We start from the raw sequence: 12,451 nt of genomic DNA, 5'->3' as shown, positions 1-12,451 counted from the left end.
TTCCGTCGCGTCCTATCGCGGCGCGCCCCGTGCCCGCAATTGCCAAAATCGCCTTAGCAGTGCATGGCTGGCCGTGCCATGAACAAAGCCTGCCAGGCGGTGCTCAGCATCGCGCTCACCCTTTCGCTGCCCACCCTGTCCGCCTGCGGGCCGGGCGCGGGGGCCGACAATGCGGCCAACGCCGGGGAAGGACCGCTGGCGGGCGCCCGCATCGGCGGCGATTTCACCCTGACCGACCAGGACGGCAAGCCCGCCCACTGGAGCGATTACAAGGGCAAATATCGCCTCGTCTATTTCGGCTACACCTATTGCCCGGACGTGTGCCCGGTCGACCTGCAAAAGATCATCGGTGGCCTGCGCCGGTTCGAGAAGCAGGACGGAGCGCGCTCGGCAAAGGTGCAGCCTGTCTTCATCAGCGTCGATCCGGGTCGGGACACGCCCGCCCTCATCAAGCCATGGGTCGCGGCCTTCCATCCCCGCCTGATCGGCCTGACCGGCACGGCGGAGCAGATCGAGGCGGTAAAGAAGAGCTTTGCCGTCGTCTCCGGCATAGAGGGCGACGCGAAGGCGAAGGACTATCTGGTCAGCCATACCCGCACCCCCTATTTCTTTGGTCCCGACGGTGACCCCATCGCACTGGTGCCGGTGGACGAGCCGGGCACCGACGCGGACGAGGGATCGCCCGATGCGGTTGCCGCCTTCCTGAATCAATGGGTCAAGTGAATTTCTGGGAGCAGCCGCTGGCGACGCTGGACCGCGCCCAGTGGGAGGCTTTGTGCGACGGCTGCGGCAAATGCTGCCTACACAAGGTCGAGGATGCCGACACCGGCGACATCTACCCCACCAATGTCGCCTGCCGCCTGCTGGACCGCGCCACGGCGCAATGTTCCGATTATCGCAATCGCCGGGCGATGGTGCCCGATTGCCTGCGCCTGACCCGCGCCAATATCGGCCATATCAGCTGGTTGCCGGAAAGCTGCGCCTATCGCCTGCGCGCGGAAGGGGAGCCGCTGCGTGACTGGCATTATCTGGTTTGCGGCGACCGGGAGGCGGTGCACTGGCAGGGCCATTCGGTGCGCGGTTGGACCGTGTCGGAGGTCGTCGCGGGCGACCTTGAAAACCATATCATCGACCGTGTTCTTTAAGGGCAGCGATCCCGCGACCATCGATGTGGACGGCCGAGTGGTGCCGATCCTGGTTCGCCGTCATGAGAAAGCGCGCGGATACAAGCTGCGCCTTGACCGCACGGGTGCGGCGCGGCTGACTATGCCTGCGCGTGGCTCTGAACGAAAGGCGCTGGCCTGGGCGCGCGAGCAGGGCGCGTGGATCGCCGAACAGCTTGGCCGGATGGAGCAACAGGGCGCGACCCTGTGCGATGGCGGGCAATTCCTGCTGGAGGGGCGGCCAACCACGATCCGCTGGCAGGCCGACTGGCCGCGTCGCATCCGGCAGGAGGGGGACGAACTGCTGGTCGGCGGTCCTGCCGACCATCTGGGGGAGCGCGTTCTGCGCTGGTTGCGCCTGCGCGCGAAGGAGGTGCTGACGGCGGAGACGCTGGCCCTGACCGCCCGCCATGGCCTGTCGGTGGTGTCGGTGGGAATCGGTGATCCCGCCAGCCGTTGGGGCAGTTGCACGGCCAGCGGTGCGATCCGCTATAGCTGGCGCCTCATCCTCGCCCCGCCGGAGGTCCGCATCTCCACCGTCGCGCATGAGGTCGCGCACCTGCGCCATCTCGACCACAGCCCCGCCTTCCACGCCTTTCACCGCAGCATCTGCCCCAGCGACACGGCGGCGGCGCGCGCCTGGCTCAAGGCGCATGGCGCGGCGCTGCACCGGGTTGGGGTGTAAGGAGGCCGGGTAGGCGGTGACGGGTACGCCGATATGTTGGAAATCTCCCGAACCTTGCCCTATATTTCTTCTTGAGGCCACGTCCTCGCCCCGTCAGTCGGGGTTATAAGTCCGGGACGGCCCGGCTCTTTCATGAGGGAGAGCCATATGGCCTGGTTGCTGTTGACGATTGCCGGCGTGCTGGAGGTGGTGTGGGCCGCCGCGATGAAGCAGTCGGAGGGCTTCACCCGCCTTGCCCCTTCGCTCGTGACCCTTGTCGCCATGGTGGCCAGCTTCGGCCTGCTGGCGACGGCGATGCGCAGCCTGCCGCTCGGCACCGCCTATATGATCTGGACCGGCATCGGCGCGCTCGGCGCTTTCCTGGTTGGCGTGCTGATGCTGGGCGAGCAGGCCAATGCGCTCCGCATCGCGGCGGCGCTGCTGATCCTGGGGGGCCTTGTCCTCATGAAGCTCGCCACCCCGTCCTGAACCGCCTGCCCTGAACCGGCTCTCCTGATCCTACCGTCGGCCCAGCACGGAATCGATCCATTTCTGGTCGATCTTCTGGGTGGTTTCCGGCTCTGCATCGGTCCCGCCCCCTGCACCGCTGCGCCCGCCGGGATAGTCGCCCTCCTCACCCGGTTCGGGATCGGTGTCGGTGGTGGCGACGGGATTGCCGTCGGCGTCCACCTGCATGTCGGCATCGGGCTTGCCATAGGCTTCGTCATCCGGCTCCAGTTGCCATTCGGGCAGGGTCAGGTCTGTCTCGAAATTCTCAACCGGGCGGTCCGCGACGGCCACCTTCATGAACTCGGCAAAGGCGCGTGCCGGCGCGCGGCCACCCTGAAGGCCGCCGACCGCCTTGCTGTCGTCGCGCCCCATCCACACGCCGGTGGTGATGCCGCTGGAAAAGCCGAGGAACCAGCCATCCTTGTTGGCGCTGGTCGTGCCGGTCTTGCCCGCGACGGGGCGACCGATCTGGGCATTTTTGCCGGTGCCGGTGTTCACCGCGGTCTGGAGCAGGTCGGTCATGCCCGCCGCGACCCAAGGCGCGACCAGCACACGGCTGGTATCGTCCTGATGGGCGTAGAGTTCCTCCCCGTCCGCTGTGGTGATGCGGGTGATGCCATAGGGCGTGACCGCAATCCCCTTGCGCGCGACGCTGGCAAAGGCGCGGGTCATGTCGATCAGACGCGCCTCCGACGACCCCAGCACCATGGACGGATGGGTGTTGATCGGCGTGGTGACGCCAAAGCGGCGCGCCATGTCGGCGATGGTCGGAAAGCCGACCTGCATACCCAGCTTGGCCGCGACCGTGTTGATCGAATAGGCAAAGGCGGTCCGCACGTCGATGTCGCCTGAAAAGCGGCCGTTGCTGTTGCGTGGAGACCAGCCGTTTATCGTCACCGGCCCGTCGTTGACGGCGGTGTCGGGGGTATAGCTGGCCTCCAGCGCCGCGAGATAGACGAACAGCTTGAACGCCGATCCCGGCTGTCGTTCCGCCGTGGTCGCGCGATTATAGTTGGAACTGATATAGTCCAGCCCGCCGACCATCGCCCGCACCGCGCCGTCGCGGTCCAGCGCGACCAGAGCGCCCTGCAAGCCGCCCGCCGCATTGTCGCGCAGGGCCGCCGTCGCCGCCCGCTGCATCTTGAGGTCGATGGTGGTGTAGACGTCGAGCGGCTGCTCCCGCTCCTCGATCAGCGTGTCGAGCTGCGGCATCACCCAGTCGGTGAAATAGCGCACGCTGTCCTGCGGCTTGTCCGGCGTCATGCGGACCTCGGACAGGTTGGCGCTCGCCCGCTCCGCGCTGGAGATGACTCCATTTTCCCGCATCAGGTCCAGCACGACGCCGCCCCGGCCCACGGCCGCTTCCGCGTCGGCGGTGGGGGAATAGCTGGACGGCGCCTTGACCAGACCCGCCACAATCGCCGCCTCGCCCAGATTCAGGGTGGTCGCCGGATGGCCGAAGAATTTCCGGCTCGCCGCGTCGATGCCATAGGCGCCGCCGCCAAAATACACCTTGTTCAGATAGAGTTCGAGGATCTGCCGCTTGGTGAATTTGCGTTCCAGCGACAGCGCCAGGATCATCTCACGCAGCTTGCGCCCGAACGAATAATTATTGTTCAGGAAAATGTTACGCGCGGTCTGCTGCGTGATGGTGGAAGCGCCCTGCCAGCGGCGGCCGCTGCCCCGGTTGGCGACCACCAGCCAAGCGGCGCGCACCATGCCGACCGGGTCGACGCCGGGATGGTAATAATAACGCTTGTCCTCGGTCGAGACCATCGCATCGACCATCACCTGTGGAATCTGGTCATAGGCGACCCAGCGGCCATAGCTGGGGCCGAGCGACAGCAGCACCGTGCCATCCGTCGCATGGACGCGGATCATCTGGCCATTGGGCGAGCTTTTGAGCGATTCAAAGCTGGGGAGAGACTGCATCGCCACGATCACCGCGACGACGAGGGCGATCAGCCCGGCGGCGGCCACGCCCAGACCGACCTTGAGCAGCAGTACCGCTCCCTTACGAACCCGGTTCAAGCGGTAAGACCCTTTCCGTCCAGCAGGCGCTTATCGCCCCGACATGCGCCAAAGCGCGGCATGGCTTTGCGCAGGGGCGGCTTTACAGGGCCTGAATTGCGGACGCTAGGCCATGACGTGATAATTCGGACGGTTAGCCGGGGGACAGCGCCCGCCCGTCCGCCTCAATCCTCCTTTGGTTCGAAATCCAGCGCAGCGCTGTTCATGCAATAGCGCAGGCCTGTGGGATTGGGGCCATCGGGAAAGACATGGCCCAGATGCCCCTCGCACCGGGCGCAGCGCACTTCGGTCCGCACCATGCCATGGCTCTGGTCGCGGATTTCGGTCACCGCCTCATCCTCCACCGGCGCGTAGAAGCTGGGCCAGCCCGACCCGCTGTCATATTTGGTGTCGGAGGTGAACAGCGGCGCGCCGCAACCCGCGCAATGGTACAGGCCCGCCGCCTTGTTGGCGTTATACTCGCCGGTGAAGGCAGGCTCCGTCCCGGCCTCGCGCAGGACATGATATTGCGCGGGGGTCAGGGTTTCGCGCCAGTCGGCGTCGCTCTTGGATGTGTCGCTCATGGGATGAATATGGCCTCGCTGACGGATCGCTGCAATGGGCTGCTGCGTGATGGCGGCAATGGGCAGCAGCATCAGCGGGAGCAATGGGAGCGTGCAAGAGCGAATGGGCAGGCTCCCCCGCCCATCCCCCTGTCATGATATCGTCACCTGCTCCGGTTCAGGCAACCGCCCGCATGTCGGCCGGTATATCCTCGACCGGGCCATGCTGGCAGATCCGCTGCGTCGCGCCATAGCCATGGACGTGCATCAGCATCAACGCGGTGCCGCAAAAGGCACATTCGGCCATCAGCCGCCCCACGATCCAGTTATGCCGCCCGCAACCGGGGCAGTGGTTGGTTTCGCCGCGCTGGTAGGAAATGGCATAGCCCGTCCTGCGCCACGAAAATCCGATGCGATTGTCAGTCAGCATAAACGCCTCCCTCACATTTCGTCTGAGAGGGGGAACGTCCCATCGTTGAACAAGTTTCACTGGGTTCGGCAAGCTTTTGCACGCCCGCCGCCGAACAGGTCGCCGGACCCGCTATCGTCCCCGCGCGGCCTGCCGTGCAACGGTCAGCAGTTCCTGCGCGATCACCGTCTCGCTGACCGCCCCGCCCCGGCTGACCCGTTCGGCGGCGGCCAGCCGCACCACGCCCCGGCCGATCGTCTCGCCCGGCCAGCAGCGCAGCAGCCGGATCATTTCGTCCGCCTCCCGCTTGAACAAAGGCCGTCCATTGACGCGCAGCGCGGCATTTTGCGGCGTGCCCGCGTCGATGGCGGCGCGCACCTCCGCCACGTTCATCGCCTTGCCCAGCGCGATACGCAGGACGCCCGACAGCGACCCGCCCAGCGAGCGGAACCGGGCCATCTCATGCACCAGCCCCTTCACATCGCCCGCCATCGCCATGCTGGCCAGCGCGGGGGCGTCCTGATCCGCCACCTCGGATGACAGCGCGCTCAGCGCCTCCTGCGTCGCCTCCGCCGGGCGGTCCGGTTCGGCATCATGATAAAGGGCCAGCTTTTCGATCTCGCCTGCCATCAACGCCCGGTCGCCGCCGGTCAGCTCCACGATGCGCCGGGCCAGCGCCTGGTCGATGCGCAGGCCCCGCTCCCGCGCGATGGTGATGGCGATCTCCGCCGCGTCCCGCTCGCTGGGGGGATAGCTGGCGAAGCACAGCACCGCCTTGTCGCCCAGGCAACGGGTCAGCAGCTTGGATGTCTTGCGCAGTGCGCCCGCGATCATCACCACCGGATTGCCCGCGCCCGGCGCCTCCAGTAGCGCCTCGACCGCCGCCAGCGATTCCTCGCCCACGGAGGAGACGCGCACCCAGCTTTTGTCGCCGAACAGGCTGATCGACGCGGCGGCATCGGAGAGGGCGGCGGGGTCTTTGCCCAACTGGTCGCCGGTAAAGTCGGTGCGGTCCGCCGCCGGTCCCATTGCCTTGCCCAGCCGCGCAGCCAGCGCCTCGCTGCCCGAATCGTCGGGACCATGGAGGAGGAAGAGCCGCACGCTGTCCGATGGCGCGTCCAGCGCGCGCTGGATCGCCGACTTGTCTGCGTTCACTGGCCCCGCGTGGCGTCGATGGCGACGCGCCCGATGATGCGGTCGGCGATGATGCCGGCCAGCCGTTCCAGCGCGGTATCCTCCGCCGCGACCGTCGCATATTCGCTGCTGGTCACGTCCAGCCCGACGTTGGAGCTGGTGGTCTCGTCCAGCAGCGGCGCGGCCTTCGGATCGGCGGCGATCTCCCGCAACTGGAAGCGCGCGCGCACCGTCCGCCGCTCGCGCGTCATATTATCGTTGGCACGCACGCCCAGCCCCTCGATCCGGTCGTCCAGTTCGACGGTCAGCCGATATTTCGGCGCGCCCCCGGCGGTCGCGTCCAGCCGTTCGGCCAGTGCGTTGCGCACCAGCCAGCCCGCCTTGCCGGGGATGGGGGCGATTTCCACACCCGCCAGCCGCTGCGCCGCCACGCCGGAAGCGCCGCCCTGATACAGCGGTTTCAGCCCGCATCCGCCGAGCGAGGCGATCAGGCCGATGGCGAGGAGGAGTCGGGCGCCCATGGTCAGACCACCACGTTGACGAGGCGGTCAGGCACCACGATCACCTTCTTGGGCGTCACGCCTTCCAGCGTGCGGGCGACATTGGGCGCCGCCAGCGCCAGCGCCTCCAGCGTCGCCTTGTCCGTGCCACGCGCCACGACGATGGTGTCGCGCAGCTTGCCCTGCACCTGCACTGCCACCGTCACTTCGTCATCGACGAGTAGCGCCTCGTCCACGGTGGGCCATGCGGCCTCCGCGATCATGCCGGTTTCACCAAACTCGCTCCACGCCTCTTCGGCCAGATGCGGCGTCATTGGCGCGACCAGCAGCGCCAGCCCGCGGATCGCCTCGGTCCGGGCGGCGGAGGGCTTGGCCTTCTCCACCGCGTTGGTCAGTTCGTAGATCTTGGCGACCGCTTTGTTGAAGCCCAGTCCCTCGATGTCCTTCGCCACGCCTGCGACCGTCTGATGCAGTTTGCGCGTCAGGCTCTTGTCCTCGCCGCCGTCACCGCCATTGTTCGCCTCGCCGAACAGCCGCCACAGGCGACCGATGAAGCGCCAGGATCCCTCGATGCCGCTGTCGGTCCAGGGCAGATCGCGCTCCGGCGGGCTGTCGGACAGCATGAACCAGCGCACCGCGTCCGCGCCATAGCGTTCGATGATCTCGTCCGGGTCGACGACATTCTTCTTCGACTTGGACATTTTGATGACCCGGCCCACGGTTACGGGCGCGCCATCGGTCAACAGGGTCGCGCCGTCCGCTGTCCGGTCGATTTCCGCCGGGCTGAAATAGAGGTTAGGCAAGCCCTCGCCCTGTGGCCGCTCATAGGTTTCGTGGGTCACCATACCCTGGGTGAACAGGCCGGTGAAGGGTTCGGTCACGCCGATCTTGCCGATCCGCGCCAATGCCCGCGTCCAGAATCGCGCGTAGAGGAGATGCAGGATCGCATGTTCCACGCCGCCGATATACTGGCCGACGGGCAACCATTTCTCGGCCTCCGCCCGATCGAACGGCTGGTCCTTGGGCTGGCTGGCGAAGCGGATGAAATACCAGCTCGAATCCACGAAGGTGTCAAGTGTATCCGTCTCGCGCCGCGCCGGGGCGTTGCACGATGGGCAGTTCACATGCTTCCATGTCGGGTGGCGATCCAGCGGATTGCCCGGCACGTCGAACGTCACATGCTCGTCTTCCGGCAGCACGACGGGCAGTTGATCGCGCGGCACGCCGACGGGGCCGCAGGCGTCGCAATGGATGATCGGGATAGGCGTGCCCCAGTATCGCTGGCGGCTGACGCCCCAGTCGCGCAGGCGCCACACCGTCTGGCCCTTGCCCCATCCTTCCGCCTCGGCGCGGGCGATGATGGCGGCCTTGGCCGCGTCAATCTCCAGCCCGTCGAGGAAGCGCGAGTTCACCAGCTTGCCCGGCCCGCTATAGGCCTCGTTCTGGATCGGCGTGTCCGCCTCACCCTCCGGCGCCACGACGCGCGTCACAGGCAGCGCATATTTGCGCGCAAAGTCGAGGTCGCGCTGGTCATGCGCCGGACAGGCGAAGATCGCGCCGGTGCCATAGTCCATCAGCACGAAATTGGCGACGAACACCGGCAGTTTCCATGTCGGGTCTAGCGGGTGCGCGACGGTCAGGCCGGTGTCATAGCCGCGCTTTTCCTGCGTCTCCACTTCGGCGGCGGCGGTGCCGGTCTGGCGGCACTCATCCGCGAACGCCGCCAGCGCCGCATCCGTCTCGGCCAGTTTCAGCGCCAGCGGATGATCCGCCGCAATGCCCACGAAGCTGGCGCCGAACAGCGTGTCCGGCCGGGTGGTGAACACCTCGAAATCCGCAATGTCGCCGACCGGCGTATCCAGCGTGAAGGCGAACTGCATGCCCACGCTCTTGCCGATCCAGTTCTCCTGCATCAGGCGAACCTTCTCCGGCCACTGGTCCAGCGTGCCGAGGCCGTCGAGCAGTTCGTCCGCAAAGTCGGTGATCTTCAGGAACCACTGGCTGAGCTTCTTCTTCTCGACCGTCGCGCCGGACCGCCAGCCCTTGCCGTCGATCACCTGCTCATTGGCCAGCACGGTCATGTCGACAGGATCCCAGTTGACCGCGCTTTCCTTGCGATAGACCAGCCCGCCGTCGAGCAGGTCGAGGAAGAGCGCCTGTTCATGGCCGTAATAGTCCGGCTCACAGGTCGCCAGTTCGCGGCTCCAGTCCAGCGCGAAGCCCAGCTTCTTCAACTGCGCGCGCATGGAGGCGATATTCTCGCGCGTCCACGATCCGGGATGGACTTTCTTCTCCATCGCAGCATTTTCGGCGGGCATGCCGAAGGCGTCCCAGCCCATCGGGTGGAGCACGTCATGGCCGGTCATCCGCTTGTAGCGGGCCAGTACGTCGCCCATCGAATAATTGCGAACATGGCCGATGTGGATGCGCCCGGACGGATAAGGGAACATCTCCAGCACATAGGCGCGCGGCTTGTCGCTGTTGCCGTCGGCGCGGAAACTTTGCGCCTCGTCCCAACGCCGCTGCCACCGGGCGTCCACCGCTGCCGGGTTGAACCGCCTGTCCGTCATCGTCACTCCACCTGTCGTCTGTTCCGGGCGCCCCGATCCGGGCGATGGTCTATGCTGATGTTAGAGAGCGCGCTGACGCAGGTCGCGGGCGCGGGTGAGGATGATTTCCTCGATCTTCTGCGTCGTGGCGGCCTGCACTGGTGCCTCGATCCACTGGCCGCCTTGCAAGGTTTGGCGGCTGGCCGCGACCTTCAGCGCATCGGCGCGCAGATCCTTGTCGAGGATCGACACGGTCAGCTTGATCCGTTCCGCCGGTGCGTTTGGATTGACATACCAGTCGGTCACGATCACGCCGCCGCTGCTGTCCGTCTGGAGCAGCGGGGCAAAGCCCAGCGTATCCAGCGTCGCGCGCCACAGATAGGCGTTCACGCCGATGGTGGTGACGTTGGACGCGGCCAGATCGGCCTTGGGCCGTTCCTTCTTGCCCCCGCACGCCGCCAGGCTCAGCATGGCGGTCGCCACGCCCAATATGGCCAGGGTCTTGCCGGAGGACTTCAGGGTGCAGAAAATGGGGGCTTGCATGGTCGGCGGCGATCCTGATGGGATAGACATTGTGCCGCTTGTATAGGGAAGCCCGCCAGCGGCACAAGCCTATCCGCAGGTCGGTGCGCCGGACGATGCAGTACCGCCGGCGTAAGGGTGGCATGGCGGTTCGATGGACGCCCGCAATGTGTGGGTTTTGGGCAACAATCCCATAAAAACAATGGGCGGCTCTGGCGAGTCAGTCACCTGCGGTGCTATTGAGTGTTTGAAATAGACGCAATCATGCGACTCATTATCGTAAGGGGGACTGACAGTGCACGGCAATTGGGGTCGATTTGCAGCGGGGGCCGCGATTTTCGCGGGCTGTTCGCTTGCGCTGTCGCCCGCAGTCGGCCGGGTCGAGTCGGTTCTGACCGGACGCTCCGCCACCGTGTCGCTGGATGCGCTGGGCAGCATCGGCTCCTTCACGCCCGTCACCTCCGACGCACGGCTTGCCCGTCGCTATGCCGCCGCCGTCACCACGGCCCGCAGTCAGGGCTTCCGCTTCACGCCCAGCGTCGGTTCGATGAGCGGTCGCCGTTCCATCACCGTTGTCGTGCGCGCGCCTGACCTCAGCGTCATCAATGGCGCGCGGTCCTCCACGCCCAGCACCATCGGTCTTGGCCCTGTCGCCTATAACCTCGGCAGCGCGCGTGGCCTCAGCCGCTTCGCGACCGAGATTTCCGGCCTGCGCGGCGATGCCGTGCCGCTGGTCGCCGCATCGGCGCTGACGCCGCCGCACGGTTTCAAGCTGGAGGAGCGCAAGCGTCTCTCCACCAACATCGAGCTGGAAAGCCTGACCGCGACCGGCGCGGCACCCCTGACGCTGGCGGGTGAGAAGGGTTATGCCGTCGATCTGGGCAGCAGCTACAAGCTGACCCGCAACCTCGATGTGACGGCCGGCGTGCGGTATCGCGGCCGCCAGAACCGCCTCGGCACCCTGACCGATGAGGCGCAGGACAGCCAGGCCGTCTATCTGGGCACGACCTTCAAATTCTGATTGGATAGTTTGACGGGGCGACGCCGCGTCATTCTGGGGATTTTCGACATGATCGGGCGGATGAAGGGGTTTGTTCCTTATTCGCCTTTCATCCTCTGCGGCGAAGTGGGGGATGAGACGCCCAGCATCCTGACAATGCCCCTTCCCAGAAACGGATGAGCCTCCAGGCAACACTTCAATCTTGTTTGAAGCCTGTGCGCTACAGCCGAAATCGCCACAATCATAACCAAGCGGGGAGGGTTTGCCCCGCCTGAAACCCGCACGATCCCGGCATCGGATCGGCAGAGAAATGTTCCACGTGGATCATGACCGGTTCCGCGTCAGTTCTCCACCCTTCGCCGCATATACACTGCCTCAGAGCCATAGCTGTCGCCGGCATCTCCTGACGCTGCGACAAAAGACTGTGCCTTCCAAAAGCTTTCCGCGCCATTGACCGCCACCAGCCGGATCTCGTCGAAGCCCGCCTCCCGCGCGTGTTCGACAACCCGTTCCGTCGCCCGTCGTCCCGCGCCCGTCCCCCGTGCAGAGGACAGCAGCGCCAGATCGTGCAGATAGAGGCAATCCGCATCCGCCGGGATCGCGCCCAGCGTCGCATTCAAGGCGATACTCCCGTCCCGTCGCCAGGGGTGGGCGATCAGATAGCCCGCCGCCACCCCGTCCCGTTCGAACAGGAAGCAGCCGGCAGGGTAGAGGTGCAGCCGTTCGGCATAGACATCCGCCCGCTCCGTATAGCGGCCATGCACCGTGTCGGAAATTTGCGCGACCGTCGCCACATCCGCGCCCGTCATCGCACGCCAGCCATCCTGACCCATCTTCTGCATCCTTTCCGATTCCCGCATCATCGCGACAGCGAATCGATCGCGCCATAGCCCGCCGCGCCCAACGCCCGGATCAGCGCGCCATGCCGCCGCGCCACACCGCCCAGCGCCATCACCGGAACCTTCGCCTGCCGCGCCAGCGCGCTGAATCGCGCCACGCCCAACACCTTGCTCCCCGGATGGGAGCGTGTTGCGAACAGGGGGGAGAGGAAGATCATATCCGCTCCCTGCCGCTGCGCCACCCGCAATTCCGCCCGGCCATGCACCGGCGCGCTGCGAAACAGCCGTCCCGCTCGCCCCTCGCTTCGACCATGGCTGCCATCGGCACCCCAGGCTAGCGCCAGCGCCTCATCCCCCGCCAGCAACAGCATCAGGCCGCGCCGCACCGCCACCGCACGCACGCGCTCGAACAAGGCTCGCCGCTCCGGTTCGTTCAGCCCATAATGGCGAAAGACGACCCCGCTCCCCCTCGGCAGCCGTCTGACTGCGCGCAGCAGTCGGTCCTCCACCACCCGCTCGTCGGTCATCAGCCAGAGGATCGGCAGGGAGGTGACAAGGGCACGCAATGATCGTTGGCGACGTCGCATC

At 66.3% G+C, this 12,451-nt stretch carries 14 protein-coding genes; 5 read left to right on the top strand and 9 right to left on the bottom strand.

Features of this window, described 5'->3' with window-relative positions:
- Positions 1-63: 63 nt before the first annotated feature.
- The 4 genes from LWE61_RS00645 to LWE61_RS00630 all read left to right on the top strand — a co-directional run bounded on the left by LWE61_RS00645 (position 64) and on the right by LWE61_RS00630 (position 2,316).
- Positions 64-723: an SCO family protein gene (locus LWE61_RS00645; protein ID WP_234147846.1), complete on the top strand. Its 660-nt coding sequence runs from the start codon at positions 64-66 to the stop codon at positions 721-723.
- Positions 711-1,145: a YcgN family cysteine cluster protein gene (locus LWE61_RS00640; RefSeq protein WP_234147844.1), complete on the top strand. Its 435-nt coding sequence runs from the start codon at positions 711-713 to the stop codon at positions 1,143-1,145. The genes LWE61_RS00645 and LWE61_RS00640 overlap by 13 nt, the downstream gene beginning before the upstream one ends.
- Complete coding sequence (locus tag LWE61_RS00635) at positions 1,135-1,848, top strand: M48 family metallopeptidase (RefSeq protein WP_234147842.1); 714 nt, start codon at positions 1,135-1,137, stop codon at positions 1,846-1,848. The genes LWE61_RS00640 and LWE61_RS00635 overlap by 11 nt, the downstream gene beginning before the upstream one ends.
- 147 nt (positions 1,849-1,995) lie before the next feature.
- Positions 1,996-2,316, top strand: a complete 321-nt coding sequence (locus tag LWE61_RS00630) for a DMT family transporter (RefSeq protein WP_234147840.1) — start codon at positions 1,996-1,998, stop codon at positions 2,314-2,316.
- A 30-nt stretch (positions 2,317-2,346) separates the two neighbouring features.
- On the opposite strand, the gene LWE61_RS00625 is transcribed toward LWE61_RS00630, so the two are convergent.
- The 7 genes from LWE61_RS00625 to LWE61_RS00595 all read right to left on the bottom strand — a co-directional run bounded on the left by LWE61_RS00625 (position 2,347) and on the right by LWE61_RS00595 (position 9,973).
- The gene (locus LWE61_RS00625) at positions 2,347-4,368 is read right to left on the bottom strand and encodes a transglycosylase domain-containing protein (protein ID WP_234147837.1); all 2,022 of its coding nucleotides are present in this window, start codon (positions 4,366-4,368) and stop codon (positions 2,347-2,349) included.
- A 164-nt stretch (positions 4,369-4,532) separates the two neighbouring features.
- Positions 4,533-4,931: a peptide-methionine (R)-S-oxide reductase MsrB gene (gene msrB / locus LWE61_RS00620; RefSeq protein ID WP_234147834.1), complete on the bottom strand. Its 399-nt coding sequence runs from the start codon at positions 4,929-4,931 to the stop codon at positions 4,533-4,535.
- A gap of 157 nt (positions 4,932-5,088) precedes the next feature.
- Positions 5,089-5,340, bottom strand: coding sequence for a hypothetical protein (locus LWE61_RS00615; protein WP_234147832.1), 252 nt, complete (start codon positions 5,338-5,340; stop codon positions 5,089-5,091).
- 111 nt (positions 5,341-5,451) lie between these two features.
- On the bottom strand, positions 5,452-6,474 hold the full coding sequence (gene holA / locus LWE61_RS00610) for a DNA polymerase III subunit delta (protein WP_234147831.1): 1,023 nt from the start codon (positions 6,472-6,474) through the stop codon (positions 5,452-5,454).
- The gene (gene lptE / locus LWE61_RS00605) at positions 6,471-6,974 is read right to left on the bottom strand and encodes an LPS assembly lipoprotein LptE (RefSeq protein WP_234147828.1); all 504 of its coding nucleotides are present in this window, start codon (positions 6,972-6,974) and stop codon (positions 6,471-6,473) included. Before lptE ends, holA begins: the two co-directional genes overlap by 4 nt.
- Positions 6,975-6,976: 2 nt before the next feature.
- Positions 6,977-9,523, bottom strand: coding sequence for a leucine--tRNA ligase (leuS, locus tag LWE61_RS00600; RefSeq protein WP_234147827.1), 2,547 nt, complete (start codon positions 9,521-9,523; stop codon positions 6,977-6,979).
- Positions 9,524-9,583: 60 nt separating this feature from the next.
- Positions 9,584-9,973, bottom strand: coding sequence for a DUF3576 domain-containing protein (locus tag LWE61_RS00595; protein WP_234148572.1), 390 nt, complete (start codon positions 9,971-9,973; stop codon positions 9,584-9,586).
- A 346-nt stretch (positions 9,974-10,319) separates the two neighbouring features.
- Here LWE61_RS00595 and LWE61_RS00590 point away from each other — a divergent pair, with 346 nt between their 5' ends.
- The gene (locus LWE61_RS00590) at positions 10,320-11,045 is read left to right on the top strand and encodes an opacity family porin (protein ID WP_234147826.1); all 726 of its coding nucleotides are present in this window, start codon (positions 10,320-10,322) and stop codon (positions 11,043-11,045) included.
- Between the two features lie 320 nt (positions 11,046-11,365).
- On the opposite strand, the gene LWE61_RS00585 is transcribed toward LWE61_RS00590, so the two are convergent.
- Together LWE61_RS00585 and LWE61_RS00580 are read right to left on the bottom strand one after the other, a co-directional pair.
- Complete coding sequence (locus LWE61_RS00585; protein ID WP_234147825.1) at positions 11,366-11,866, bottom strand: GNAT family N-acetyltransferase; 501 nt, start codon at positions 11,864-11,866, stop codon at positions 11,366-11,368.
- Positions 11,867-11,883: 17 nt separating this feature from the next.
- Positions 11,884-12,450, bottom strand: a complete 567-nt coding sequence (locus LWE61_RS00580; RefSeq protein ID WP_234147822.1) for a thiamine phosphate synthase — start codon at positions 12,448-12,450, stop codon at positions 11,884-11,886.
- Position 12,451: the final 1 nt, after the last annotated feature.

This window comes from Sphingobium sufflavum (assembly GCF_021403115.1).
In the GTDB taxonomy this organism is placed as follows: domain Bacteria; phylum Pseudomonadota; class Alphaproteobacteria; order Sphingomonadales; family Sphingomonadaceae; genus Sphingobium; species Sphingobium sufflavum.
The sequence above is the reverse complement of the archived record's forward strand: the minus strand, read 5'-3'. Positions and strand labels throughout refer to the sequence as shown.